The following is a 25,080-nucleotide window of genomic DNA, read 5'->3' as shown; positions in this document are numbered from 1 at the left end:
ATGATGATGCTACGTTGGAAAATGTATTCGCAGGAAATGGAGCCGCCCCATGAGCGACGACGGTCACCAGCCGGAACGGGATGCGATCCTGCGGGCGGCATACCGGTTGATCAGTCATGGCTCGACCACCGGAACGACGTCGATCGAGAACATCCTTCGAGCCGCCGGGGTGAACCGGCGGATCTTTTACCGGCACTTCGCCTCCAAGGACGACCTGATCATCGCGATGCAGGAGTGGGCAGGCGACCTGATCTTGGCTGACCTGCGCATAGCGGTCGCTGCCGCCGACACGCCAGCAGCGGCAATCACCGCCTGGATCGAGGACTATCTGAGCATCGGCTGGCAGGAGGCACGATTCCGCGATGCCTTGGCGTTCATGTCCACGGAGGTCACGGGAGCGCCGGGTATCGCAGCGGCATTGGAGGCGACGTACGCGCGGCACCGCGAGCCGCTGGCCGCGGCGTTGGCCGCCGGCCTGGCCGACGGCAGCCTGCCCAACGCGCGCCCGGAACTCGATTCGTTCGCCATCCACGCGGTCGCCGTACGTCACCTCGAAGCCCGCATCCGCGGGCGGCTCGACACCGACTTCGACGAGGTGCGCAATCAGGTCGTCGAGCTGATCCTGACGGGGCTGTCCGCCCCTGCGGTGCACCCCAACCCGGCCGGAATCGCTGCTCGGTGAGTGCTGACGAGAGTCTGAACCGCCGTCGACGTTGAGGGCGGCGCCGGTGGTGTAGGTGTTGCGCCGCGGCCCGAGCATCGTGATCGTCGGCGCCACTCCTGGGCAACCCCGCCCGACCGAGCTGACTCAATGCGTCGCCGAACATGTCCTCGAGGATCACGGCCACATCGACGGGGTGTTCGAGGCTGTCCGCCATCATCTGAAAAGGGTGGAAATCCCACTTGCCACCGGTTACTGTCGGACCCTAGCGGGAATGGCGTTCCCGGACAACGTCCCGATTATCGGGAAAGCCATTCCCGACACAGGTCGGAAGCCCGGTTTGACGGCCGATGCACAGCGATCGTCGATGCCAACCACTCGACGAGGAGATGCCGATGTACGGTTTCGAGGGCCCGGCCGAGACGTTTCAAGAGCGCGGTTTCCCACATGCCGACTACCCCACGGGCTGGTTCCAGGCGGGCTGGTCCGCCGGGTACGGCCCTGGGCAGGTCGTGCCCGAGCGATTCTTCGGACAGGACCTCGTCATCTACCGCACCGCTTCCGACGACCAGCCGTCCGGTGGCCGGCTCGTCGCGCTGGACGCGTACTGCCCTCACATGGGCGCCCATCTGGGTCACGGCGGCACGGTGGAAGGAACCTGTGTGCGCTGCCCGTACCACGGATGGGTGTGGGACGCCGACGGCCGGAACGCGGAAATACCCTATGGTGACCGCGACTCGATCAACGCGAGCACTCGTAGTTGGCCCGTGCGAGAACACAGCGGCATCGTCTATATCTGGCACGCCGCCGACGGTTCGGGCCCCAGCTGGGATCCGCCACGCTTCCCCGAGGCCGGCACCGGGGACTTCTACCCGCCCTACCCGTGGGCCACCCATCGCGAACCCATGCGAATGCATCCTCAGTTCGCCGCCGAGAACTTCCCCGACCTCGCGCACATGCGGTACGTCCATCGCTGGGAGGAGATTCCAGATATCTCTCTGTGGCAGGAGGACGGCCCCGTGTTGCGGGTCGACTACGACGGCATGATCTCCACGCCCAAGGGTTCGGTTCGAGTTACCACCGAGAACACCGCCCACGGCGTCGGGCTCAACATCAACCGCGTCAAGGACGGACTGCGGTCGACCACGCTGGGCGCCTTCACTCCGATCGACCAAACCCGCAGCGAGGGTTTCATCACCGTTTGGGTCGCCAACCGCGACCTTGGGTCCGCCGAGCCGGACGGTCTGGCCCGCAGCATTGTTGCAGCCAACACCAAGGAATTGTTCGGGCCGACGGCTGACCGGCGGGTGTGGGAGAACCAGCGCTACCGCGAGCATCCGCTCGCGGTCGGGTACGAAGCGAAGTACACCCGCGCGTTCCGCAGCTGGTCTCGACAGTTCTACCCGGAGCCGTCACTGGCCGAGGTGGTCCACCCATGACAACGGATCGTCGATGGTCGGCCCCCGAGCCAGGCCGCACCGCAGTGGTCTGTGTCGAATGCCAGAACGGCGTGCTGGGACCCGACTCGATGCTGCCTGCGCTGGCGGCCGACGCAGAACCGGCGCTGGCAGTGATCGAGTCACTTCTCACCGGCGCTCGGGGCGCGGGTGTGCTCGTCGTGCACACCCCATTTGCCGGGCGCCTGGGCGGTGACCCGGGAACCACCCCGCTGATGCGTTCAACCGCTCCTGCGACTGCCGAGTGGAGGCCGGGCCACCGTGCAACTCAGGTCCTGCCGCAACTACTCGATCCGTCGGACCTGATCGTGCCCCGACATCAGGGCGTGTCGCCGACGTGGGGTACCGAACTCCTACCGCTCTTGCGCGCCCGGAAGCTCGACACTCTGGTGTTCGCGGGCGTATCGCTGAACGTCGCCATTCCGCTGGCCGTCGGACAAGCGGCTCACGAGGGATTCAACGTCGTCGTCGCCGGTGACGCCGTCGTGGGCACCCCTGCCGAGTACGGCCGCCTGGTCCTGCGCAACACGATTTCCCTACTGGCTCAGGTTGTTTCAGTCGCCGACCTCACACGGGCCTGGCAGCAAGCGATGGACTTGCGCCAAACGCCTTGAGCCACAAGTACTTGACACCCAACCTCCCAGAAAGGCGTGACTTCCAATGACGATCACAGGAGCCCATCTCGAGCACTTCATTCGACGCTGGTACGAATTGTGGAACGACCAGGACAAGCAGGGGTGGCTGCGGCATTGGAAGGACGCCGCGCCAGGCGAACCGACGCTCGAGGACCCGGTAGGAACACCGGTCAAACGGGGCTGGGAACTGGCCGCCGAACTGTGGGATCGCACCGGGCCGAATCACCCGGCCGTCCGCATCGAGCAGATCATCCTCGGCGGATCCGAAGCCGTCGTCGTGTGCCACAACGAAGGCACCTACCGTGGCGAGGCACTCGTCATCCCCAGCGTCGATGTGTGGCGATTCAATGCCGACGGCACCAGCTCCGTGCGCAGCTTCTGGGAGATTCCCGACCACATCCCGTACGGAAAGTGGACCGCGAAAACCGGCAGCGCCCCGGCCAGCTGATCCGAGGATCCGGTCATGGAGGAGATCTGTCGCGAGTGCGGTTTCGATCAGTCCGAGACGCTACCGTCGGACGTCGCCATGGAGTTGTACCCGGCGGTTCGGGCGATCGGCGTCAGCGTCCTCGCCGTCTCTGGTGATGAGCTTCGGCGCAGACCGGCAGCGACGGTATGGTCCCCGCTGGAGTACCTCGGGCACCTACGGGAGTCGATGGCGTTCCACCGCTGGCTGATCGAGCGTGCGCTGTCCGAAGACAATCCGCTGATACCAACGGTGGACCCGGACGAGTCAGTCGTTCAGGCCGCCTACAACGACGCCGATCCGCTCGAACTGCTCGCGCAGTTCGAGCGGCGGATCCAGCGGCTCGCCGATGTGCTGATTGCGTTGGACGACGATTCGGCCACCCGCACCGTGACGCTCGACGGTCGGGAGATCTCAGTTGCGCTCATCGCGCGCAGCGCCTGGCATGAATGCCACCATCACCTCGGTGACATTCGACGCCTGGGAGGTCTTGACCCGTAGAGCTTCTGAGGTTTGCCCGTCAGCGGGGGCCGGGCGTGGCGTCACCGAGTTGGTCCGACTCGGCAGATTCGGGATCGCCGGCGGGGGCCGCGCCTCGTGTGTCAGCGGGGTCGATGTCCTTCAGCGACTTCTCGTCGGCAATCGGCTGACTCGTGTCGAAACCTGACATGTGGTGCTCCTTCGGTGTCCAAATGAGCCGGCGCGAGGCTGGACCGGCGTCGTCTACGGTTCCACGGTTACCCACAGCGGCCGGTGGTTAGACGGCTGATTCCGACGCGCCGAGAACCGCCATCGCCGAGATCATTTCGGCGACCACCGCGATCATTTCGTCGCGGTCGACGGCGACGGTCTGCCTATTCACGGTGTGCCAGGCCCGGTCGAGCAATCCCATCACCGCAACGCCGATGACGTCCGGCGAGTGCGCGCCGGCCCTGGAGATAGCCTGCCCCAACTTCCACGACGCGCGAGTCACCATGCGATTGCGTGAGTTTCGAAACGAATCGTCGTCAGGGGCGGAGTGCGCCGACGCCAGCACGAACGCACCGTGCTGGTCCATGTAGTCGAAGTAGTGGCCCACCCACACCCGGATGTCGGCGGGGCTGAACGGCGCCTCCGCCTCCGCCCATTCGGCGATGACGGCCAGGACGTCGTGATACGCCGTCTTGCCGAGGACGTTGAAGATCTCGCGCTTGTCCTTGAAGTACGTGTAGAACCCGGCGCGCGAGATACCGCATGCCTCGGTGATCGCGTTGATGGGCGTGCCGGAGTATCCGCGCTCGAGAAAGAGGCGCCGGCTTGCTTGCAGGATTGCCGCGCGGGTGCGCTCACCGCGGGTGGCGTCCTGTGGCGACGCGTCAGGAGCACTCGAGGTGACCGCCATGTGGCAACGCTATATGACAACATCGTCAAGTGCAATAAGTACACGTGGAAACAGCTATCGGACCTCCTCTAGCGCAGCACTTGACACAATCGTCAAGTTGCGCCAGGCTCATTGGCAAGCCCGATGTAGAGCAGCGAGAGGCACAACGATGACCCAGTTCACCGACGCACCGATCTTCGACGCCGATCAGCACATGTACGAGACCCCGGATGCACTGCTGCGGCACCTGCCGGAGAAGTACCAATCGAAGGTGCAGTTCGTCCAGATCGGTAAGCGCACCAGGATCGCGATCCTGAACAAGATCACCGATTACATGCCCAACCCGACTTTCGAGCGGGTGGCCGCCCCCGGTGCGCACGAGAAGTTCTATTCCGGCCAGAATCCCGAAGGTCTGACCATGAGGGAGATGTCCGGCCGCGGGATCGACTGCCCGCCCGGCGCCCGTAATCCCGACGACAGGATTGCCGAGCTCGACCGTCAAGGCGTCGACGCTTGCATCAATTATCCGACGCTCGCCAATCTCGTTGAGCACTCCGCGGCCGAAGATCCCGAATTGACGGCGGCGATCATCCACTCGCTGAACCAGTGGATGCTCGAACACTGGGGCTTCAGCCATCAGAACCGGATCTATTCGACGCCGGTCCTCACGCTGGGACTCGTCGACAACGCGCTACGGGAGCTCGAGTACATCCTGGAAAACGGCGCCAGGGTCGCCCTGATCAAACCGGCGCCGGTGAACGGTTACAAGGGCTGGCGCTCACCGGCGCTGCCTGAATTCGATCCGTTCTGGCGGGAGGTCGAGGCAGCGGGGTTGCCGATCGTGTTGCACGCGAGCCAACCGCCGCTGCAGGAGTACATCGAGAAGTGGGAGCCGGCGGAGACGCAGAGCGCCTTCGAGATGTCGGCGTTCAAATGGACGGCGCTCGGCCACCGGGAGATCGCCGACATGCTCACCAGCCTGATCTGCCATGGCACGCTGACTCGGTTCCCGAAGCTGCGTATCGCCAGCGTCGAGAACGGAAGCGCTTGGATCAAGCCGCTTTTCGACGACCTCGCTTCGACGTATCACAAGATGCCGCAGAACTTCCCCGAGCATCCGCATGAGGTGTTCCGTCGCAACTGCTGGGTCAGCCCGTTCTGGGAGGGCTCCGTGGCGGACGTCGTCGAGACCGTCGGATGGGACAGGGTGATGTTCGGGTCGGACTGGCCGCATCCGGAAGGACTGGAAACTCCCAAGGGCTACTTCAAGTACGCCGAGGGAATGGACAAGCGGCGTACCTACGACTTCATGGGTGACAACGCCCGCCGCTTCATGGGACTCCCACTGGCCAACCCCGATCCGGAGGCGGTCAAGCCCCCCGCGCTGGCGAACGCTTGAATCAGTGATCAACTTCTGCCGCGGAATAGCTTGTAGCCCAATACAAGCTATTCCGCGGTTGGGTTGACGACCTCAGTCCGACGTACTCCACTGGGTGACCGACGAAGTGAATCCGTTGCCGAGTTTGGCAAGAATCCACGGCGGCAGACGTTTGGGCATCGGTAGCGGGACCGGTCGGGCCCCACGCTCCTCGAGGAGCGCTTCGTAGGCGGATGTGTCACCGCTGAACGGCTGCCCCTCGCCGGCGATGAACCCGTACAGCTCACAGCCCTGCGGGCCGGCCTCCCACGGGCCGAAAACGTCACCCCACTCCAGCATGATGTGCGTGCCAGCGCGGGCGACGAGGTCGCCACAACGAATCTCACCGGCCAGGATGAAGTTGCTGTGATCGCCGGTGTGGCCGTGCTGCGAGGAGATCGCACCCGGATCCCACTTGTTCCAGAACGCGAAGTAGCGCGGTGTCAGCTCGATCCACTTCTCCCAGATCGACGCGGTGCGACCATCCGCGAACTCGTAGCGCAGCATCTCCTCAGCCGGTACGTCGTCGAGGTGCTTGATCGACGGTCCACCTCTCACGAACACTTCCTTTCTTTTCGCGGACAACAGATGAACTTCACGTTGACATCACCCTGTCAAGCCGAACCTGCCTCATGAGGTGGTGGACTGTCCAGTGACTCAGCGGGCCGCCCGGCCGCCTCACGGATGAGCGCGAACGCTTCGACCATCGCGTCGGTCACCTCGCGTGGGTCGCCGAAGGTCGCGTCGTCGGCGAGAACCGAGATATTGAGTTGGTCGACGTAACTCCAGACCGTGATGTTCAGCCCCACGCCGAAAGTGAGTGGTCCGACTGAGTACAACTCCACCATCGGAGCGCATGCTATCCGGCCGTACTCGCGCGGACCCGGCACGTTGGAGACGGAAACGTTGATCAGCTTGTTGGGCGAGTCACTGGTCGCGATGCGGCGAAACCCCCACTCGCTCAACGCCGGTAGCGCATAGTGCGACCAGCGGCTCACGAGCTCGTTTCCGAGAAGGCGGGCGTTCTCTTTGCCGATCATCGCCCCGGTGTGAGCAAGACGTACCCACTCGAGTGGATCGGCCAGGTGCACGGGCAGCGACACCACAATGGTCCCGATCGCGTTGCCCGAGATGCGCTCTGGTGACGTGTCGATGCTCAGCGGCACCCCGCACAACAACGGCTCGTCGGCGCGACCGTCATACTTCAGTAAAAGGGTGCGGAGAGCGCCCGTACTGATGGCCAGCACCATGTCGTTGATCGTGACACCGAGTTGCTTGCCGATTCCCTTCACCTCATGGAGGTCGAGCTTGACACTTGCGAACGTGCGGCCAGGTGTCACGACATGGTTGAGGAAGGTCCTCGGCGGGCGGAAGTTGCGGGCCTGCCCAGGTACCGAAACGGATTTGCGGCGGACACGCCGGACTCCCGTGACAGTATCCCGCACCAAGCGGGGAAACTCCCGTAACAGGACGATGTGATCCGCCAGCGCTGCCCGGAGCAACTGCGCACCGGAGGGGTGGGGATCACGCCGGTAGTCGTCCCTCTCCAATTGTGAAGAACCAGGCAGGTCCAACGCGCGCGCCATCAAGTTCGCCGACGCGACGCCATCTGCGAGCGCATGATGGACTTTGCCGATGATGGCGAACCGGTTGTCCGCCATGCCCTCCACGAAGTGGAACTCCCACAGCGGTCTGCTCCGATCCAGTGGGGTACTGGCGACCTCACCGATTGCGACATCGAGTTCGCGGTTACTCCCGGGAGGGCTGACCTGCATGCGCCGAACGTGGTAGTCGAGGTCGACGTCGCAGTTCTCCAACCACATCGGATGGTGCATCCTGCCCGGAATGTCGACAAGTTGGTAACGCAGCGGTTCGAGCAGGTGCAGACGCCGCGCCAGCGTCTGCCGGAAGCGGTCGAACCCGAACTCGTCGCACTCCGAAGCATCCACGACCGCGACCTTCAGCGTGTGCTGATGCAGGTTAGGGGTCTCGTTGTACAGCAGTACCGCGTCCCAGCCTCCCAGCCTCTTCACCGCTCCTCCATGCCATGCATCGCTGTTCGATGTGCCGCATTCAAGATATTCGGGTAACCGCCGTGTGCGCTGGATAACATCTAAATGTCTAACGATTTTTACTAGGAGGTCGAGTGAACGCGCCTGACACCGAGCCGTCGGCCATCACGAAATGGGACCCGGCCCTGACCGAACAGTTGATGGGTCTGATCCGCCCGGTGATAAAGGGCTGGCACCGCGCCGAGGTACGTGGACTCGACCAGTTCCCGGCCGGTGGCGCGCTGGTGGTGGCAAACCACTCGGGTGGGCTGTTCGCCATGGACGTGCCCGTGTTCGCCACCGACTTCTACGCGAAGTTCGGCTACGACCGACCGGTCTACACGCTCAGCCACGACATCCTCTTCGCCGGTCCAACCGGCGACTTGTTCAAACGAACCGGGTTCATTCCAGCCAGCCATGAGAACGCCGACAAGGCCTTGCGCGCAGGTGGCGTCGTCGTGGTGTTCCCCGGCGGCGACTACGACGTGTACCGGCCGACCGCCTCGGAGAACACGATCGACTTCGGCGGGCGCACCGGTTACGTCCGGGCCGCGCTCAACGCGGGCGTGCCGATCGTGCCGTCGGTGTCGATCGGTGGCCAGGAGAATCAGCTGTTTCTCTCCCGCGGCGAGTGGCTGGCCAAGGCCGTGCGGCTGGACAAGCTTCTGCGGGTGAAGATCCTGCCGATCTCATTCGGCTTCCCGTTCGGGTTCTCGGCCGTGCTGCCGGTCAACCTGCCTCTACCGACGAAGATCGTCACTCAGGTGCTGACGCCGATCGACATCACCGCGGAATTCGGCGAGGACCCGAACGTCGACGAGGTCGATGCCCACGTGCGCCAGGTCATGCAGCGGGCGCTCGACGAGCTCGCGGCCGAACGTCGGCTACCGGTGATCGGCTGAATCCGATGATGAACCGCCTCCGTAAAACGGCCGGAATCGTCGGCACGATGTACCGCGCAAGAGTGATCGCGCCGCTGCGGCCCGACCGCTACCTCCGCATGGGAGCGGCAGTGCGGCGTGCTGGAATGTCGGTGACCACAGGCTTCGCCCTCGCAGCGCAGCGATGCCCCGACCGGCCCGGGCTCATCGACGAACTAGGCACGCTGACCTGGCGGGAACTCGACAGCCACAGCGACGCGCTCGCCGCCGCCCTCCAGACACTGCCCGGTGGACAGCCGGAGGTCGTCGGCATCATGGCGCGCAACCACCGCGGGTTCGTGGAAGCGCTTGTCGCGGCAAACCGGATCGGTGCCGATGTGCTGTTATTGAACACCTCGTTCGCGGGTCCGGCGCTGGCGGACGTGGTGGCCCGAGAGCAGGTTGACGCCGTCATCTACGACGAGGAGTTCGCGCCCTCCGTCGCCCAGGCGCTCAAGGACCGCCCCAAGGCGGCAAAGATCGTGGCGTGGACGGATGATCCGGACGCGCAGGCCGTCACCGTCGCCGGCCTGATCGACGGGCACATCGGTCAACGACCCTTGCCGTCCGACCGGACATCCAAGCTCATCCTGCTGACGTCGGGCACCACCGGCTCACCCAAGGGCGCCAGACATTCCGGCGGCGGAGCCGATGCGCTGAAGTCAATCCTCGACCGTACGCCCTGGCGGGCCGAAGAGGTGACGGTCATCGTTGCGCCGATGTTCCACGCCTGGGGCTTCGGGCAGCTGGTGTTCGCGGCCATGATGGCCTGCACCATCGTCACCCGCCGGAAGTTCGACCCCGAGGCCACCCTCGCCCTCGTCGACGAACACCGCGCCACCGGGCTCTGTCTGGTGCCGGTCATGTTCGACCGCATCGTCGACCTGCCCGAGGACGTACTCTCCCGCTACAGCGGCCGCACACTGCGCTTTGCGGCCGCGTCGGGGTCGCGGATGCGCCCCGACGTCGTCATCAAGTTCATGGATCGCTTCGGCGACGTCATCTACAACAACTACAACGCCACCGAGGCCGGCATGATCGCGACAGCCACGCCCGAGGACCTGCGCGCCGCGCCCGACACTGCTGGGAAGGCCGCCGAAGGAACCGACATCCGAATCCTCGACAGCGATTTCCACGAACAACCCCGCGGTGAAGTCGGCACCATCTATGTCCGGAACTCAAGCCAGTTCGACGGCTATACGTCCGGTGCCAACAAGAACTTCCACGACGGATACATGTCCTCGGGCGACGTCGGGTATCTGGATGAAGCCGGCAGGCTGTTCGTGGTGGGCCGCGACGACGAGATGATCGTCTCGGGCGGCGAGAACGTGTACCCGATCGAGGTCGAGAAAGCGCTGGCCACCCACCCCGAGGTCAACGAAGCGGCGGTCATCGGCGTCGATGACGAGCAGTACGGCCAACGTCTGGCGGCGTTCGTCGTGTTACGTGACGGAGCCTCCGCCACACCCGAGGATCTGAAGGCGCATGTGCGCGAAAACCTCGCCAATTACAAAGTGCCGCGAAGTATCACAGTGCTCGGCGAATTACCGCGCGGCAGCACGGGCAAGATCGTCCGTCGCGAGCTTCACGCCCTCATCGAACCCGACTGAGCATGGAGCGCGAACCCAGATCCGGCGACTGGTCGTACGGGCGCACAGACCCCGAAGTCAGTCGCTGGCCGGCAGCGGCTTGGCTTCCTTGAGTGTCAGTGCGGTCGTCCCGACGCTGAGCGACCCGACGCCGGCCTTGGTGACCAGCACTTCCGCGCCCCCGTCGTCGACATACCGCTTGCCCATCGCCGCCCCGCCTGCGAAGGCATCGTCGAGGGTGGCCCCGGCGGGTCGTTCTGCGCCCAGCGGCAGCATCGGTTGACCGCCACACCGCAGATCGTCCAGGCTCTCGGCGGTTTTGACGACGATCACCTGCGTGTCACAGACCTGGCTCTGCAACCGCGTGCCGTTCTTGATCATGTTGAGCTCCTTGCTGTTCGGTGGTCAGTCTAGGCAGTCGCCGGCTTGAGGTCGTCGAGGATCTCGCGGCGCAGAACTTTGCCGGTGGCGGTGGTGGGCACCTGGTCGCGGAACACGATGCGATCGGGAGTGCGTGATCCGCGCAAGGTTTTACGAGCGAAGTCGCGCAACTCTTCGGCCATCGGCTCGGCCCCGGGTTCAGGCACGACCACCGCGACGATGATCTGGCCCCATTCTGGGTCGTCCATACCGACGACGACGACCTCACGGACGTGCGGATGCTCGACGAGCACTTCCTCGATCTCCGAGGGGGCGATGTTCTCGCCGCCCCGAATGATCGTGTCGTCAGAACGGCCGCCGATGAACAGGTACCCGTCGTCGTCCAGAGTGGCGATGTCTCGGGTGGGGAACCAGCCTTCGGCGTCGAGCACCGAACCGATCTCGGCGTACCGGCCCGACACCTGAGGGCCGCGGACGAACAGTTCGCCGGTTTCGTTCGGGCCGAGCACCGTGCCGTCCTCGGCCCGGATCTGCACCTCTATGCCGGGCACCGGACGACCGACCGAGCTCAGCCGCCGCGCGACGGCTTCATCGCGCGCGCCGTGCGCCAGTCGATGGTCCTCGGGGGTGAGCACCGCGATGGTGGAGCTCGTTTCGGTGAGACCATAGGCATTCACGAAGCCCACCTGCGGCAACAGGTCGAGCGCCTTGCGCACCAGCGGCTGGGCCACTTTCGAACCGCCGTAGGCGAAGTTCCGCAGCGAAGGCAACTCGACGGGCTCCTCCTCGAGTACCGCGACGATCCGGTCGAGCATCGTCGGCACCACCGTCGCGGTGGTCACCTTCTCTGTACGTACCAGACGTACCCACTCGCGCGGATCGAACCGGCGCAGATAGACGATGGTCCGTCCAGCGTAGAGATTCGACAGCGCAGCACCGACACCGGCGATGTGGTACGGCGGAACGCACACCAGCGCCGCGTCCGCGGGATCGGCCGACGCGAACTCGACGGTTCCGGTGACGTAACTGGTCAAGTTGTTGTGCGTCAGCTCAACGGCTTTCGGCCGCGACGTGGTGCCAGAGGTGAACAACACGACGGCCACGTCGTCTGGATCGGCGAACTCGACCACGGGTTCCGCCGATCCCGCGGCGGCGAGGAACTCCTCGGAACCGGTCAACCGGCCACTCGCGGTCGTCACCGTGTCGCGGTAGTCGTCGTCGACGACGACAAGTGGGTCGGGCAGCCGGTCGATGAGCTGGCCCAGCGCCTCGGGGCTCAGCCGGTAGTTCAACGGAGTGAAGGGGACGTTCGCACGGGCGGAGGCGAAGATCAGCAGAGGCAGCATCGCTCCCCCGGTCCCGACGTAGACAACGTGGGCAGCACCCGACGCGGCGATCACTCCGGCGCCTCCGTCGGCAAGTTCACTCAACCTTGCAGCGGACCACCGAATGTCGCCGTCCATCAGGGCGGACCGATCGGGATCACCTGATGCCGCCATCTCAAGTAGCAATGAAATACTCACACGCCCTCAGCCCTTGTTCGCGAAGTCCGCCGTACCGCCTTTCGGCCGGTGACGTGATTCTAGACTCGAGCCCTAGAATCCGATATATAGTTATAGGCTTAGGAGCATCAAGTCAACGCGCACTCCTGCTGCAGCAGTACTGAGCCGCGCCTGCCGAGAGGAACGCAATGAGCAACACGCCCGATATCGCCATTATCGGTGTGGGACTCCATCCCTTCGGACGGTATGAGGACCGGTCCGCGCTGGAGATGGGGGCGGTCGCGATCAGTAGGGCGGTGCGTGACGCCGGAGTGAACTGGTCGGACGTGGGCAGTCTGTACGCGGGCAGCCTGGAGGTGTCCAATCCGGAGGCGGTGACCGGCCTGGCCGGGATGACGGGAGTGCCTGCGCGCGCAACGCTCAGCGGTTGCGCGACCGGCAACTCGCTGTTGACGCTGGCGGCCCGCGACGTCCAGCTCGGCAACGCCGACATCGCCGTCGGCGTTGGGCTGGACAAACATCCGCGTGGCGCCTTCGGCGCCGACCCGTCGGTGTCGGGCTTGCCCCAGTGGTACGGCGATCAGGGCATGTTCCTGACCACCCACTACTTCGGCACCAAGATCATGCGCTATATGCACGACCACGGCATCAGCGAGCAGACGCTGGCCCGCGTCGCGGCCAAGAATTTCGACAACGGCGCGCTGGCCCCACACGCCTGGCGACGCAAACCGATGAGCATCGAGGCGATCCTGGCTTCGCCGGTCGTCAATGCCCCACTGCGTCAGTACATGTACTGCAACCCGAATGAGGGTGCCGCCGCCGTCGTGGTATGCCGCGCCGATAAGGCCAAGCAGTTCACCGACACCCCGATCTACCTGCGCTCCACCGCGCTGCGCAGCCGCCGCGAAGGCGCCTACGAGTTGCTGCGGACCTCGATCGAGTTGCCGCTGGTGCCGGGCACCACCGCAGAGGCCGCCCGCGCCGCCTACGAGTCGGCGGGCATCGGTCCCGAGGACATCGACGTCGCTCAACTACAGGACACCGACTCCGGCTCGGAGATCATCCACATGGCCGAGACCGGCCTGTGCAAAGACGGCGAACAGGAGGCACTGCTCGCCGACGGTGCCACCAAGATCGGCGGCCGGCTGCCGATCAACACCGACGGCGGACTGCTGGCGAACGGCGAACCGGTCGGTGCCTCGGGCCTGCGCCAGGTGTACGAGCTCGTGCAGCAACTGCGCGGCACCGCAGGCGACCGCCAGGTGCCCAACGATCCACGGGTCGGGCTGGCCCAGCTCTACGGAGCGCCCGGGACCGCGGCAGTCGCCATCCTCTCCAGATAGCCCGACAAAAGGAGCAGTGCCGATGACCGACATCCAGGCCGAATCGCGTCCGCGCGCCGAGGTGGACCTCGATCACCATTCGCCGGAGTTCCGCGAGGATCCACACGGCACTTTCAGGAAGATGCGTGAGTCGGGTTGCCCGGTCGCGTATTCCGACCACTACGAGGGCTTCTGGGCGTTGGTCGACTACGCGTCGGTGTTCGAGGCGGCCCGAGACGACGCCCTGTTCAACTCGTTCCCCTCAGTGGGTGTGCCTGCCAGTGAGCTGCCCCTGCCGATCCTGCCGATCGAATCGGATCCGCCCGAGACGCAGGAGCTGCGCGAGGTCACTCTCAAGCGGTTCTCCCCAGGATCGGCCGAACGGTTCCGCGACGCCGCCATCGCGATGACCGACGAGGCGATCGACGCGTTCATCGAGCGCGGCCAGTGCGACCTGGTGGGTGAGCTCACCACCCCCTTGCCGGCACGGTTGATCCTGCGGCTGCTGAACTTCGACGAATCCCGCGCCATGGACTGGGTGCACTGGGTGCACACCACCGTGCACGACCGCGCGCACGACCCCGAGAAGGCCGGGACCGCCGGCCTGGAGATGTTCGGCGAGATCGTCAAACACATGGAGGAGCGGCGCGCCGAGGGCCTCGGCGACGACCTGTTCAGCGACATCCTGCGTGGCCAGTTGAACGGCGAACCGCTCGACGACGGCCAGATCACCATGTACACGGTGCTGATGATGCTGGGCGGCATGGATACCACCAGCGGCTTCACCGGCAATGTGCTGCTGCGGCTGTGTGAGGACACCGAGCTGCGTCAGAAGTTCATCGCCGATCCGGGTCTGGTCAAGAAGTCCACCGACGAACTGTTGCGGCTGTACACGCCGACCCTCGGGTTGGCGCGGACGGTATCCCGCGACGCCGAGTTCCACGGGCAGCAGCTGTGCCAGGGCGACCGCGCGATTCTGATGTGGGCAGCGGCCAACCGCGATCCCGCGATGTTCGAGAACCCCGACACCCTCGACCTCGATCGTGCGAACGCCAAGAAGCACATGGCCTTCGGGGTCGGAATGCACCGCTGCCTCGGCTCGCACTACGCCAAGATGATGTTCGATGTCATGGTCACCCGGATCCTGACCCGCCTGCCGGACTTCGAGCTGGCCGGCGAGCCGAAGATGTTCGAGGACGCCGGTGAGGTGTTCGCGGTGCGCGAGCTGCCGGTGAAGTTCGCGCCCGGCCCGCGGACGAGTTGACGCCGGCCGGTGAGTATTTCCTCCGCCACGGTGCACGTGGACGGTGCGGCGATCGAGTACACCCAATCCGGCACCGGGTCTCCTGTGGTGTTCGTGCACGGCGCCTACGTGACCGGGGCACTGTGGGACGACGTCGCGCAGCGGCTGTCGGACACACATCGATGCGTTGTCCCCACCTGGCCGTTCGGTGCTCAGCGGAAGCCGGTCGCCGAGCCGGTCGACCTCTCCGTGGCAGCCGCCGGACGGCGCATCCTGGGCTTGCTCGAGGCGCTGGACCTGTCCGGCGTGACACTGGTGGCCAACGACACCGGCGGTGGCATCGTGCTCGCCGCGTTGGGTGACACCACCCTGAACTGGGGCCGGGTGTCACGGCTGGTGTTCACCAATTGCGATAGCTACGAACACTTTCCGCCCAGCAACTTCGCACCGATCGTGCGGCTGTGTCGCAGCCGCCTCGTCGGCGCCGCGCTGATGCGATTGCTGACCACGCCGCCGGGCCTCAGGGTGTTCGCCGGTGCGGTCACCCGCAATGGCATCGACGCGCAGCGCCGCACCGCGATCTTCGGCGGGTTCCTGTCGTCTGCGGCCGTTCGCCGTCAGGCGGTGCGCTTCACCGCCGGACTGCATCCCCGCTACACCCTGGCGGCCGCCCCGGCGATCGAGGCGTGGGCCAAGCCGGTGCTGCTGGCGTGGGGTGATGCCGACAAGATGTTTCCGATGGCCCACGCCCAGCGGCTTGCCGAGGCGTTCGCCGACTCAACGCTGGCGCCGATCCACGATGCTTCGACCTACGTCATGCTGGACCGTCCCGACGAGACCGCAGCGTCGATCCGCGCCTTCGCGGAGAGTTGACATAGCCACGCCCTGATGAGTGACATGTTCATACCTTCTCGAGTGAGGCACGGAGAAACGGTGAAGGCTGGCACGATCGCTGGTCTGCTGGACGGTTGCGCCGCCAGCCGACCGGATCGTCCCCTGCTGCGGGACACCGAAGGCACGACACTGAACGTCGGCGAGGTCGCTGCCTTGTCGTCGGCGGCCACCGGGTGGCTGTGGGATGCCGGCGTGCGACCGGGCATGACCGTCGCCTGGCAGCTGCCGTCGCACGTCGGCGCCGCGGTGCTGATGCTGGCGCTGGCGCGGACCGCCGTCACCCAGGCCCCCGTGCTGCACCTCTACCGGCAGCGCGAGGTGTCCGCGGCCGTAGACGTCGCCGAAGCCGACATCCTCCTGGTGGACGAATCGACCGCGGGGAACGCCGCACCCGGGATGCGCACCGTCGTCGTTCCCGCCGACCTGATCGAGCGGCTCCGCAACTCTGCGGCGGCACCGGCACCCGAATTGAACGGCCCACGCGGAGCTGAGGATTCGCGCTGGGTGTACTTCACCTCCGGCACCACCGGCCGACCCAAGGGCGTGCTGCATTCCGACGCCACACTGCTGGCCGCCGCGCGCGGATACACCGAGCACCTCGGTGTGGGCACTCATCCGCAGGAGCTCGGCACCATCGCCTTTCCCATCGCGCACATCGGCGGGATGGTCTACCTCGCCTGTGCCCTGTTGGGCGACTTCCCGGTGCTGATGATCCCGAAGGTCACCGCCGACAGCCTGCCCCACCTGCTTGCCGAGCACCGGGTGACGGTGACGGGTGCCAGCACCGCCTTCTATCAGATGCTGCTGTCGGCCCAATTAGCTGCTCGGACAACTGATTTACTGATGCCTTCACTGCGAATGCTGATCGGCGGGGGTGCTCCCTGTCCTCCCGAAGTCCACCGGCAGGTACGCGAGCATCTCGGCATCCCCATCGTGCACGCCTACGGGATGACCGAGGCGGCGATGGTCTGTGTCAGCGAGGCGGGCGACAGCGACGAACAACTGGCCAACAGCTCGGGCCGGCCGATTCCCGGATCCGAAGTGCGGATCAACGCGAACGGCGAGATCGAGCTTCGCGGTGACAATCTGACCACCGGATACGTCGATGCCGGCCAGTGGGCCCGAGCACTGACCGGCGACGGCTGGTTCCGCACCGGCGACCGGGGACAGTTACGTGCCGACGGGCGCATCGTGGTCACCGGCCGCACCAAGGATCTGATCATCCGCAAGGGCGAGAACATCGCACCCGACGAAATCGAGAACGAGTTGCTGGCCCATCCCCTCGTCGACGAGATCGCGGTGCTCGGCCAGCCCGACGAACTGCGCGGCGAGCTGGTGTGTGCGGTGGTGCGACGGTCGTCGCGACACCGCGACGTCACTCTCGACGAGTTGTGCGCATTCCTCGACCAACGCGGTTTGATGAAGCAGAAATGGCCCGAGCGGCTGGTGATCGTCGACGAGTTCCCGCTCACCGGGTTGGGCAAGGTCGCCAAATCCGAGCTTGGCCGGCAGATAGCAGGAGGAACCAGATGACGGCGTTGGCAGAAGACGAACGTCAGGAGCTCGCACACTCCGTGCGTTCCGCCTGCGAACGAACCGCGCCAGAGGATCGGGTACGCGAGGTGGCCTACGGCGAGGGTCACGACGGTGGCGGCGACGCCGGGTCCGGCTTCGACACCGCGCTGTGGAACGTGCTGTGCAACCAGGTCGGGGTCGCAGCCATCGCGCTACCCGAGGACCTCGGTGGCGCGGGATACGGCGCCTCGGCACTGGGCGTGGTCGCCCACGAACTCGGCCGCGCCCTGGCGCCGGTGCCCTTCCTCAGTTCCACCGTGCTGGCCACCGGCCTGCTCGTCGCGTTCACCGAGAGTGACCCCGGCGCGGAGAAGCGGATCACGGGGCTCGTCGAAGGCCGCCGTACCGCCGCGGCGGCACTCACCGGCGACGGTGGGCCGTGGCGCCCCGACGCGGTGACGCTCACCGCCGCATGCACCCGCGACGGGTGGCGCGTCGACGGCGCCGTCCGCCATGTCCTGGGCGCCACCGCTGCCGACGATCTGGTCGCCGTTGCCAACGTCGGGGACGGTGAACTGGCGGTGTTCCTCATCGATTCCGCAGCCGACGGCGTCGTCACCGACCCCGAACGGGTGCTCGACGGAACCCGGCCGATGGCCACCCTCACCTTCAGCGGCGCGCAGGCGGTTCGCCTCTCCGGGGACGGCCCCGTCGAGGACGTGATCGACCGAAACGTCAACCTGGCGTTGGCGGTGTTGTCCGCAGAACAGGTCGGCGCGTGCGAGCGGGTGCTGGAGATCGCGACGGATTACGCCCGTACGCGGGAGCAGTTCGACCGCCCGATCGGCAGCTTCCAGGCCGTCAAGCACAAGTGTGCGGACATGCTGGTCGACCTCGAGTGGGCGCGGTCGGCATCACAGGCGGCGCTGCAGGCCCTCGACGGCGACGCGGGACTCGCAGGCGAGGCGGCCTGGCGCGCCAGCATGGCCAAGGCGGTGTGCTCGGAGTCGTTGCGGAGCGCGGCGCACGCGAACGTACAGATTCACGGCGGCATCGGCTTCACCTGGGAAGACTCTGCGCACCTTTACCTGCGCCGGGCGCGTACCGACGAGGTGATGTTCGGTGCGCCCGCCCAACACTGGGACCGACTGGCCGCCCAGGCCAAGCTGCTGTGAAGCGGCCTACGTAGTTACCTGAGTCCACTTGCCTGCCTGACACGCGGGTGACTAGACTCACAAGAAATAACTAAATGTTTTTCTGTTTAGACACCACTACAACCGTCCTTACGAGGAGGCAGCAGTGCCGCTACAGCCCTGGATGGAAATGATTTCCGTCGACGACCACCTGATCGAACACCCGAAAGTGTGGAGCGATCGGCTCCCCACCAAGTTCCTGGAGGCCGGCCCGAAGATCATCGAGTGGGAGCGGCCTGACACCGGCCAGATGTGCCAAGTGTGGGAGTACGAGGGCCGGATCTACCCTTACATCGGCCTGAACGCGGTCGCCGGCAAGAAGCCCGAGGACTACGGCATCGAGCCGGTGCGCTATGACGACATGATCCCCGGCTGCTACGACCCCAAGGCGCGGGTGGCCGACATGGACATCGACGGCGTGCAGGCGATGACCTGCTTCCCGTCGTTCCCCCGGTTCGCCGGCGCCGTCTTCGCCGAGGGTGAGGACAAGGAACTCGCCAGGCTGTGCTCGGCCGCGTGGAACGACTTCGTGCTCGACGAGTGGTGCGCCACGGCACCCGACCGCTTCATCCCGGTAGTCATGCTGCCGTTCTGGGACGTCGAGGCAAGCGTCAAGGAGATCCACCGCACGGCGGGCAAGGGCGCCAGGGCGGTGACCTTCCCGGACCTGCCCGATCGCCTCGGTCTGCCGTCGGTGCACTCGGACCACTGGGACCCGCTGCTGTCGGCGCTCGAGGAGACCGACATGGTGCTCGCGCAGCACTTCGGTTCCGGCGGCTTCCCGCCGCCGATCGCCCCGGACGCACCGTTCGCAGTGTTCGTCACGCTGATGGGCACCATGTCGATGACCGCGATGACGGACTGGCTGTTCTCGCACACCCTCTATCGGCACCCGAAGCTGAAGATCGGGTTGTCCGAGGGTGGCATCGGCTGGATTCCCTACATCCTGGAGCGCTGCGACAGCGTCTGGCGCAAGCACCGGTTCTACAACAACATCAACCAGGACCACCCGCCGAGCTACCTGTTCAAGAAGCACATGCACGGCTGCTTCATCGAGGACGACTTCGGGGTGGAGATGCGGCACATGATCGGCATCGACAAGATCACCTGGGAGTGCGACTACCCGCACTCCGACTCCTACTGGCCGCAGAGCCGGGAGCGCGCCGCTCAAGCGCTGGAAAAGGTGCCCGACGACGAGGTGCATCGCATCGTCGAGTTGAATGCCCGCGAGCTGTACAACTTCCCGCGGGCGGCGTGACCGAGGGCGACGGCGTGGACCGCATCGAGCAGCTTCCACAGTCGGACTGGACCGACCAGGATCTCCTCACCAAAGACGAGGCGCGCGAGCGCCTCGTCGAGGAGATCGGTCGGACCCAGGCCCGGCTCGATGAGGTGAAGGCGCGCACGGGCGACCCGGCGGAGTTCGACGCTGAGATCACCATGCTGGCCCGCCGGCTCAATGCGATGGAGTCGGTCCGCGATGAATACAACGACTATCTCGACGGGAAGTGACTCCGACCCGTCTGCCAAGGAGTGATGGTGCCGGCTTCCTCTGACGTCGTCGAAGATATCGACGCACTACGGGCGGAGATCCGCGCGTTCCTCGACGGCGCGCCGAAGCCGGCAGGCCTGCGCAACTACGGGCCCACGCCCACGGCCGCCGATGTCGAGCCGGGGCGACAGTGGCACCGCTACCTCGCCGATCACGGCTACACCTGCCTGCACTGGCCGCAGGAGTACGGCGGCGCCGATGCCAGCGTGGCCTACCAGGCCGTCTTCGCCGAGGAGTGTGCCCGAGCGGGGGTGCCCCGTCAGCTGAACATCACGGGCGCGGATCTGGTCGGCCCGGTGATGATCAAGTTCGGCAGCCCAGATCAGAAAGAGCGCTACCTGAAGCCGATTCGGCTCGGCGACGCAGTCTGGACGCAGCTGTTCTCCGAACCGGGCGCGGGCTCGGACCTGGCGGGCGTGCGCACCCGGGCCGAGCGCACCGCCGACGGGTGGCGGATCGACGGCCAGAAGGTCTGGAGTTCGGCGGCGGCTTCGGCCGACTACGGTCTGCTACTGGCCCGCACCGGCCCGGACAAGCACCGCGACCTGTCGATGTTCGTTGTCCCGATGGATGCCCCTGGAGTCACGGTGCGGCCGTTGGTCCAGATGGATGGCGAGAGCAAGTTCAACGAGGTTTTCCTCGACGGTGCCGAACTCAGCGACGATGCACTGATAGGTGAGGTCGGACAAGGCTGGGCCGTGGCGATGGTGACGTTGGGCCGCGAACGCCTGACACTGGGCACCCAAGCCGTGGCGATGTTCCAGCTGCATGAGCGGATGGTCAAGGCCGCGCGAGACCACGACCTGCTGGACGGCGTGCTGTCGCGGTCCATGACGAAGTTGTGGGCGCGGATGTGGCTGCTGCGGTTCACCTGGCAACGCGCCATCGACTCGGGCGACCTCACCTCACCGGCGTTCTCGGTGCTCAAGCTGATGACGTCGGAGACCGATCAGGACCTTGGCGACGTGGCCACCGAGGTCCTCGGCACCGACGCCTGCGTCGACCCGGCTGACAACGAAATAGTGCACCACATGCTGGTCGGGCGGGCGCAGACCATCCTCGGCGGCACCAGTGAGATCCAGCGCAACATCCTCGGCGAACGGGTGCTCGGACTTCCCAAAGAACCGCGATGAGCGCTTGCGCGAAGCGCAGACCACCACGGTGACAGCTCCTTTGACCGCAGCCACCCTGTCGAGTGCGCTGCGGCAGGCGGTACGTCCGGGAACGACCGTGGCCCTCGGCGACGGCGTCGGCGCACTGTCCTGTCTTGATGACGGCTCATCGGTGGGCGCTGCACTCAGCGGTGTAGCGCGCGCGGTGGGTTCGGTGCGACTCGTACTCGGCTGGCTGCCCGCCGCGGTCGCCGGCCTCGAGGCCGACGCATTCGGCGAGGTGGCCGCCTTGATGCCCGGGTGGGGCGTCCGTGACCTACTCCGAACCCCGACAGCACGTTTCGTACCCACCCGACTCTCGGCCGTCGGCGCTCTGCTCGCCGGGGCCCTGCGGCCCGGCCTGCTGATCACGCGGGTCGTCGAACGGGGTGGCGAACTGCATTTCGCCACCGAAGTGTCCTGGCAGCATGAACTCGTCAAGGCCGGAGTGCCGGTGCTCGGGATCGTCGACGGCGCAGCGCCGATGGCCAGCGCCCTGCCTGCGCTCGACCCCGCTCAAGTGACGGTGGTGGGGCGCAGCGCCGACGGTCCGGTGCGATTGCCGCCCAAGGCGCCCGAAGCGGTGCACGACGCTCTCGCCGACTCCGTGCTGCGGTTCGTCCCGGAGGGAGCCCGGCTGCAGTACGGGCCAGGCCAATTGGGTACGGCGCTGTTGAACCGCGCAGCGGTGCCGCTGCAGATCGACACGGGGCTGCTCACCGACGCCGTCGTCGACCTCGAACGGCGCGGACTGTTGGCCGCGATGCCGTCCGCGACGTATCTGATGGGCAGCGACGTCCTGTACGACTGGGCAAACGGCAAGCCCATCCTGCGCGGCATCGAGTACACCCATGACTTCGTCCGACTTGCCCATGGCGCACCGTTCATCGCCGTCAACACCGCCATCGAACTCGACCCGTACGGCCAGATCAACGTCGAAGGTGTCGGCGAGAAAGTCGTCGGCGGAATCGGAGGACACCCGGACTACTGCGCCGCGGGCGCAATGAGCCGGGGCGGTTTGTCCATCATCGCCGTGCCGTCCTCGACGAACGGCCGCTCACCCCTGGTGGAGCAACTGAGCCGTCCGGCGTCGACCCCCGCCCACGATGTCGACGTGATCGTCACCGAATCCGGTCACGCCGACCTGCGGGGCGCCGACTGGTCGCAGCGACGGCACCTGATCACCGAATTGTTCTCGAAATGAAGGAGTTGACGAGCGATGCCTGAAGGCCCTCTGACCGGCAAGGTGGTGCTGGTCACCGGAGGCGGACGCGGCATCGGCCGCGGCCACTGCCTCGAGTTGGCCCGCCAGGGCGCGGCCGTCATCGTGAACGACCCCGGGGTTGGCCGGGACGGCTCCAGCGGTGACGGAGCAGGTCCCGCGGCCGACGTCGTCGCCGAGATCGAATCGGCGGGCGGCAAGGCCATCGCGCATACCGGTTCGGTGTCCTCGTGGGACGACGTGGCGGACATGGTCTCCACCGCCGTCGACACGTTCGGCTCCTTGACTGGTGTGGTCAACAATGCCGGCATCCTGCGCGACTCCATGGTCGCCGCGTCCAGCGAGGCCGACTGGGACAGCGTCATCGCTGTGCATCTCAAGGGCACGTTCGCGGTCACCCGGCATGCCTGTGAGTACTGGCGGGCGCAGTCCAAGGCGGGCAATCCGATTGACGCGCACATCGTCAACACGGTGTCCGGTGCGGGCTTGTGGGGCAACGTCGGGCAGAGCGCCTACGGCGCGGCGAAGGCCGCCATCGCGAACCTGACCATCGTCACCGCGATGGAAGCACAGCGCTACGGCGTTGCGGTGAACGCGATCTCGCCGCTGGCCATGTCACGGATGACCCAGGAGGTGTTCGGCGGCCGCGCTGACGACCCCGCCCTGGATCCCGCTCGCAGCTCCCCGGTCGTGGCCTGGTTGCAGTCCGCGCAGTCGTCGTGGCTGACCGGACAGATCCTGCGTATCAATGGCGACAAGCTCACCCGGATCAACGGCTTCACCGAGGCACCCGGCGCCTACCACGCCAAAGACGGTACATCCCTTGCATTTTCGGAGATCGGTCAGGCCGTCAGCTGGCTCTACGGCACCGCACCGCGGGGACTGGCCGGGCCGCTACCCGCTGACTAGCAGCGCCGAACGTGAAGGTATGACCGAGATCTGCGCCGAAGCTGACACATAGGTTCACGTTCGGCGGGGAAGTCCAACGCGTGACGTTGTTGGACGGACCGCCTGTCAAGCAACGACAGCAGGTTCTCGGACCGGTTGATCGTCGAGCTTCGCGTGACGTCCGTACGGAGCAGGCTCGCGTTCCGGAATCCACAGCGCCAGCACGATTGCGCTCACCACGGTCGCGGCAGCCAGAACAAGAGCGGCCTGACTGTGACCGTGAGTGAAGGCGGCTTTTGCCGCGGCGGCGAGTGGTTGAGCAGCAGGTCCCCCGCCCTCGACGACCTCCAGAGCCGCGGCAAGTGAGTCAGAGAACGGACCTCTGGCCTGCGGAGGCATCTGGGTGAGCACCGAGTGGATGCGGCTCGCATACCCAGCCGCCAGCACGCTTCCGGCGATGGCGATGCCGATTGCTGCGCCAACCTCGCGCGCGGCGTCGTTGACCGCCGCCGCCACACCCTGATCCTCCGCCGAAGTCGCGTTGACGATGGCTGTCGTGGCAGGCGCCATGCACAGGCCCAGCCCCGAGCCCATGAGTAGCAAGGGCCACAGGAGGTCGACGTACACCGCGTCGACGGTGATGCGGCTCGTCAGGTAGAGCCCGGCTGCGACGAGAAGGAACCCGGGAACAGTGAGCAAACGGAGGCCGATGCGCGGCCCCAACCAGGGCGCCAGAGCGGACACCGCGACCAGGGGGACGCCGATAGGCGCCATCGCCAGCGCCGATTTCATGGGCCCATAACCGAGGACCAGCTGCACGTACTGCACGATCAAGTAAGCGACGCCGAACATCACCATGAACTGCAGTGCCACTGCCAACGCGCCGCCGCCGAAGCTGCGGTCGGCAAACATCCGCAATTGCAGGAGCGGATGTGCGATGCGCAACTCGACAAGAACGAACACCGACGTGGCGAGCGTTCCACCCCCGAACAACGCCAGGACCAGAGGGTCGGTCCAGCCCCGTACCGGGGCCTCGATGAGAGCTGTCACGATCAGTGCAATGGCCGCCGCCACCAACACCGATCCGACCAAATCCATTGAGTGGCGCGTCTTCTGGCGAGATTCGGGCAACGTGCAGGCAGCTACCAACAAGGTGCATCCCGCTGCGGCGAAACCGATGAAGATCGACTCCCACGACCACCACTGCAGCAACAGTCCGGAACACAGCATGCCGAGCACCGCTCCGGATCCGGCTACACCAGCCCACACTCCGACGGCGCGGCCACGTTGTGCCACTGGGAAAGTCGCGGTCATGATCGACAGCGTCGAGGGCATCATGAAGGCGGCGCCGGCCCCGGCGAGGGCGCGCGCGGCGATCAGCCAGAGGGTCGGAGGCGAACAGCGGGATCGTCGAAGCTGCGGAGAACACGGCCAGCCCGGCGATGAGAACTGCCTTACGCCCGTGGCGATCACCGAGTGCGCCAGCCGGCAGCAGCAGGCATGCAAGCGCCAAGGTGTATCCATCAATGACCCACGTCAGCTGGGTCTGAGTGGCGCCGGTCTCGGCGGCGAGGTCCGCCAGTGATGTGTATAACGCGGCCATCGACCCTACAACGAGCGCGACGGTCAGGCATGACACCACCAAGGTCCACTTCTGCGTC

At 66.0% G+C, this 25,080-nt stretch carries 24 protein-coding genes and 1 pseudogene; 18 read left to right on the top strand and 7 right to left on the bottom strand.

What is annotated here, in order from left to right:
- The first annotated feature begins 49 nt into the window (after nucleotides 1-49).
- The 5 genes from G6N49_RS02375 to G6N49_RS02355 all read left to right on the top strand — a co-directional run bounded on the left by G6N49_RS02375 (nucleotide 50) and on the right by G6N49_RS02355 (nucleotide 3,720).
- Nucleotides 50-682 (top strand): TetR/AcrR family transcriptional regulator, encoded by a 633-nt coding sequence (locus G6N49_RS02375; RefSeq protein WP_011856521.1) that lies wholly within the window; start codon nucleotides 50-52, stop codon nucleotides 680-682.
- 374 nt (nucleotides 683-1,056) lie between these two features.
- Nucleotides 1,057-2,100: a Rieske 2Fe-2S domain-containing protein gene (locus tag G6N49_RS02370; RefSeq protein WP_163647389.1), complete on the top strand. Its 1,044-nt coding sequence runs from the start codon at nucleotides 1,057-1,059 to the stop codon at nucleotides 2,098-2,100.
- Complete coding sequence (locus G6N49_RS02365; protein WP_011856522.1) at nucleotides 2,097-2,732, top strand: isochorismatase family protein; 636 nt, start codon at nucleotides 2,097-2,099, stop codon at nucleotides 2,730-2,732. Before G6N49_RS02370 ends, G6N49_RS02365 begins: the two co-directional genes overlap by 4 nt.
- Nucleotides 2,733-2,778: 46 nt before the next feature.
- Nucleotides 2,779-3,201: a nuclear transport factor 2 family protein gene (locus G6N49_RS02360; RefSeq protein WP_011856523.1), complete on the top strand. Its 423-nt coding sequence runs from the start codon at nucleotides 2,779-2,781 to the stop codon at nucleotides 3,199-3,201.
- Between the two features lie 15 nt (nucleotides 3,202-3,216).
- Entirely contained in the window at nucleotides 3,217-3,720 is a 504-nt protein-coding gene (locus G6N49_RS02355; RefSeq protein WP_083044756.1) for a DinB family protein, read from the top strand.
- Nucleotides 3,721-3,739: 19 nt separating this feature from the next.
- On the opposite strand, the gene G6N49_RS29165 is transcribed toward G6N49_RS02355, so the two are convergent.
- Both G6N49_RS29165 and G6N49_RS02350 read right to left on the bottom strand, forming a co-directional pair.
- Nucleotides 3,740-3,889, bottom strand: coding sequence for a hypothetical protein (locus tag G6N49_RS29165; protein WP_165760715.1), 150 nt, complete (start codon nucleotides 3,887-3,889; stop codon nucleotides 3,740-3,742).
- A gap of 87 nt (nucleotides 3,890-3,976) precedes the next feature.
- Nucleotides 3,977-4,600: a TetR/AcrR family transcriptional regulator gene (locus tag G6N49_RS02350; protein ID WP_083044757.1), complete on the bottom strand. Its 624-nt coding sequence runs from the start codon at nucleotides 4,598-4,600 to the stop codon at nucleotides 3,977-3,979.
- A gap of 148 nt (nucleotides 4,601-4,748) precedes the next feature.
- Here G6N49_RS02350 and G6N49_RS02345 point away from each other — a divergent pair, with 148 nt between their 5' ends.
- Nucleotides 4,749-5,978: an amidohydrolase family protein gene (locus G6N49_RS02345; protein WP_083044758.1), complete on the top strand. Its 1,230-nt coding sequence runs from the start codon at nucleotides 4,749-4,751 to the stop codon at nucleotides 5,976-5,978.
- A 72-nt stretch (nucleotides 5,979-6,050) separates the two neighbouring features.
- Here G6N49_RS02345 and G6N49_RS02340 read toward each other — a convergent pair whose 3' ends face one another.
- Complete coding sequence (locus G6N49_RS02340) at nucleotides 6,051-6,554, bottom strand: hypothetical protein (protein ID WP_179967720.1); 504 nt, start codon at nucleotides 6,552-6,554, stop codon at nucleotides 6,051-6,053.
- 56 nt (nucleotides 6,555-6,610) lie between these two features.
- Nucleotides 6,611-8,029, bottom strand: a complete 1,419-nt coding sequence (locus G6N49_RS02335; protein ID WP_083044759.1) for a WS/DGAT/MGAT family O-acyltransferase — start codon at nucleotides 8,027-8,029, stop codon at nucleotides 6,611-6,613.
- A 113-nt stretch (nucleotides 8,030-8,142) separates the two neighbouring features.
- Between G6N49_RS02335 and G6N49_RS02330 the strand changes: the two genes are divergently transcribed.
- Together G6N49_RS02330 and fadD12 are read left to right on the top strand one after the other, a co-directional pair.
- Nucleotides 8,143-8,949 (top strand): 1-acyl-sn-glycerol-3-phosphate acyltransferase, encoded by an 807-nt coding sequence (locus G6N49_RS02330; protein WP_083044760.1) that lies wholly within the window; start codon nucleotides 8,143-8,145, stop codon nucleotides 8,947-8,949.
- Between the two features lie 5 nt (nucleotides 8,950-8,954).
- The gene (gene fadD12, locus G6N49_RS02325; protein ID WP_011856530.1) at nucleotides 8,955-10,577 is read left to right on the top strand and encodes an acyl-CoA ligase FadD12; all 1,623 of its coding nucleotides are present in this window, start codon (nucleotides 8,955-8,957) and stop codon (nucleotides 10,575-10,577) included.
- A 57-nt stretch (nucleotides 10,578-10,634) separates the two neighbouring features.
- Here the strand turns inward: fadD12 and G6N49_RS02320 are convergent, their stop codons facing one another.
- Both G6N49_RS02320 and G6N49_RS02315 read right to left on the bottom strand, forming a co-directional pair.
- A complete protein-coding gene (locus tag G6N49_RS02320; protein ID WP_011856531.1) occupies nucleotides 10,635-10,937 on the bottom strand; it encodes a hypothetical protein in 303 nt (100 codons plus the stop codon).
- Nucleotides 10,938-10,966: 29 nt separating this feature from the next.
- Entirely contained in the window at nucleotides 10,967-12,460 is a 1,494-nt protein-coding gene (locus G6N49_RS02315; protein WP_011856532.1) for a class I adenylate-forming enzyme family protein, read from the bottom strand.
- A 167-nt stretch (nucleotides 12,461-12,627) separates the two neighbouring features.
- Here G6N49_RS02315 and G6N49_RS02310 point away from each other — a divergent pair, with 167 nt between their 5' ends.
- From G6N49_RS02310 to G6N49_RS02265, 10 genes are all read left to right on the top strand, one after another.
- The gene (locus tag G6N49_RS02310) at nucleotides 12,628-13,782 is read left to right on the top strand and encodes a thiolase family protein (RefSeq protein WP_011856533.1); all 1,155 of its coding nucleotides are present in this window, start codon (nucleotides 12,628-12,630) and stop codon (nucleotides 13,780-13,782) included.
- A 22-nt stretch (nucleotides 13,783-13,804) separates the two neighbouring features.
- Nucleotides 13,805-15,025 carry a cytochrome P450 gene (locus G6N49_RS02305; RefSeq protein ID WP_011856534.1) on the top strand — a complete coding sequence of 407 codons (1,221 nt, stop codon included), beginning with the start codon at nucleotides 13,805-13,807 and terminating at the stop codon, nucleotides 15,023-15,025.
- A 9-nt stretch (nucleotides 15,026-15,034) separates the two neighbouring features.
- Nucleotides 15,035-15,877, top strand: coding sequence for an alpha/beta fold hydrolase (locus tag G6N49_RS02300; RefSeq protein WP_011856535.1), 843 nt, complete (start codon nucleotides 15,035-15,037; stop codon nucleotides 15,875-15,877).
- Nucleotides 15,878-15,937: 60 nt separating this feature from the next.
- Nucleotides 15,938-17,431 carry a class I adenylate-forming enzyme family protein gene (locus G6N49_RS02295; protein ID WP_179967719.1) on the top strand — a complete coding sequence of 498 codons (1,494 nt, stop codon included), beginning with the start codon at nucleotides 15,938-15,940 and terminating at the stop codon, nucleotides 17,429-17,431.
- The gene (locus G6N49_RS02290; protein ID WP_083044761.1) at nucleotides 17,428-18,588 is read left to right on the top strand and encodes an acyl-CoA dehydrogenase family protein; all 1,161 of its coding nucleotides are present in this window, start codon (nucleotides 17,428-17,430) and stop codon (nucleotides 18,586-18,588) included. Before G6N49_RS02295 ends, G6N49_RS02290 begins: the two co-directional genes overlap by 4 nt.
- Before the next feature lie 124 nt (nucleotides 18,589-18,712).
- The gene (locus G6N49_RS02285) at nucleotides 18,713-19,864 is read left to right on the top strand and encodes an amidohydrolase family protein (RefSeq protein WP_110807624.1); all 1,152 of its coding nucleotides are present in this window, start codon (nucleotides 18,713-18,715) and stop codon (nucleotides 19,862-19,864) included.
- Nucleotides 19,861-20,118 carry a hypothetical protein gene (locus G6N49_RS02280; RefSeq protein ID WP_011856539.1) on the top strand — a complete coding sequence of 86 codons (258 nt, stop codon included), beginning with the start codon at nucleotides 19,861-19,863 and terminating at the stop codon, nucleotides 20,116-20,118. Before G6N49_RS02285 ends, G6N49_RS02280 begins: the two co-directional genes overlap by 4 nt.
- 27 nt (nucleotides 20,119-20,145) lie before the next feature.
- Entirely contained in the window at nucleotides 20,146-21,291 is a 1,146-nt protein-coding gene (locus G6N49_RS02275) for an acyl-CoA dehydrogenase family protein (protein WP_406540093.1), read from the top strand.
- Between the two features lie 40 nt (nucleotides 21,292-21,331).
- The gene (locus G6N49_RS02270) at nucleotides 21,332-22,513 is read left to right on the top strand and encodes an acetyl-CoA hydrolase/transferase C-terminal domain-containing protein (protein ID WP_110807626.1); all 1,182 of its coding nucleotides are present in this window, start codon (nucleotides 21,332-21,334) and stop codon (nucleotides 22,511-22,513) included.
- 15 nt (nucleotides 22,514-22,528) lie between these two features.
- Entirely contained in the window at nucleotides 22,529-23,440 is a 912-nt protein-coding gene (locus G6N49_RS02265; RefSeq protein ID WP_083044764.1) for an SDR family NAD(P)-dependent oxidoreductase, read from the top strand.
- A 105-nt stretch (nucleotides 23,441-23,545) separates the two neighbouring features.
- Here G6N49_RS02265 and G6N49_RS02260 read toward each other — a convergent pair.
- Nucleotides 23,546-25,061 (bottom strand): annotated as a pseudogene (locus G6N49_RS02260) (MFS transporter).
- Nucleotides 25,062-25,080: the final 19 nt, after the last annotated feature.

Origin of the sequence: Mycolicibacterium monacense, from assembly GCF_010731575.1 — a bacterium.
Taxonomy (GTDB): Bacteria; Actinomycetota; Actinomycetes; order Mycobacteriales; family Mycobacteriaceae; genus Mycobacterium; species Mycobacterium monacense.
This window is presented reverse-complemented; position numbering and strand designations above follow the sequence as displayed.

Excerpts from the sequence above, each read along its gene's own strand:
- G6N49_RS02375 (WP_011856521.1), top strand. The coding sequence starts at position 50 with ATGAGCGACGACGGTCACCAGCCGGAACGGGATGCGATCCTGCGGGCG.
- G6N49_RS02370 (WP_163647389.1), top strand. The coding sequence starts at position 1,057 with ATGTACGGTTTCGAGGGCCCGGCCGAGACGTTTCAAGAGCGCGGTTTC.
- G6N49_RS02365 (WP_011856522.1), top strand. The coding sequence starts at position 2,097 with ATGACAACGGATCGTCGATGGTCGGCCCCCGAGCCAGGCCGCACCGCA.
- G6N49_RS02360 (WP_011856523.1), top strand. The coding sequence starts at position 2,779 with ATGACGATCACAGGAGCCCATCTCGAGCACTTCATTCGACGCTGGTAC.
- G6N49_RS02355 (WP_083044756.1), top strand. The coding sequence starts at position 3,217 with ATGGAGGAGATCTGTCGCGAGTGCGGTTTCGATCAGTCCGAGACGCTA.
- G6N49_RS29165 (WP_165760715.1), bottom strand. The coding sequence starts at position 3,889 with ATGTCAGGTTTCGACACGAGTCAGCCGATTGCCGACGAGAAGTCGCTG.
- G6N49_RS02350 (WP_083044757.1), bottom strand. The coding sequence starts at position 4,600 with ATGGCGGTCACCTCGAGTGCTCCTGACGCGTCGCCACAGGACGCCACC.
- G6N49_RS02345 (WP_083044758.1), top strand. The coding sequence starts at position 4,749 with ATGACCCAGTTCACCGACGCACCGATCTTCGACGCCGATCAGCACATG.
- fadD12 (WP_011856530.1), top strand. The coding sequence starts at position 8,955 with ATGATGAACCGCCTCCGTAAAACGGCCGGAATCGTCGGCACGATGTAC.
- G6N49_RS02320 (WP_011856531.1), bottom strand. The coding sequence starts at position 10,937 with ATGATCAAGAACGGCACGCGGTTGCAGAGCCAGGTCTGTGACACGCAG.
- G6N49_RS02310 (WP_011856533.1), top strand. The coding sequence starts at position 12,628 with ATGAGCAACACGCCCGATATCGCCATTATCGGTGTGGGACTCCATCCC.
- G6N49_RS02305 (WP_011856534.1), top strand. The coding sequence starts at position 13,805 with ATGACCGACATCCAGGCCGAATCGCGTCCGCGCGCCGAGGTGGACCTC.
- G6N49_RS02290 (WP_083044761.1), top strand. The coding sequence starts at position 17,428 with ATGACGGCGTTGGCAGAAGACGAACGTCAGGAGCTCGCACACTCCGTG.
- G6N49_RS02265 (WP_083044764.1), top strand. The coding sequence starts at position 22,529 with ATGCCTGAAGGCCCTCTGACCGGCAAGGTGGTGCTGGTCACCGGAGGC.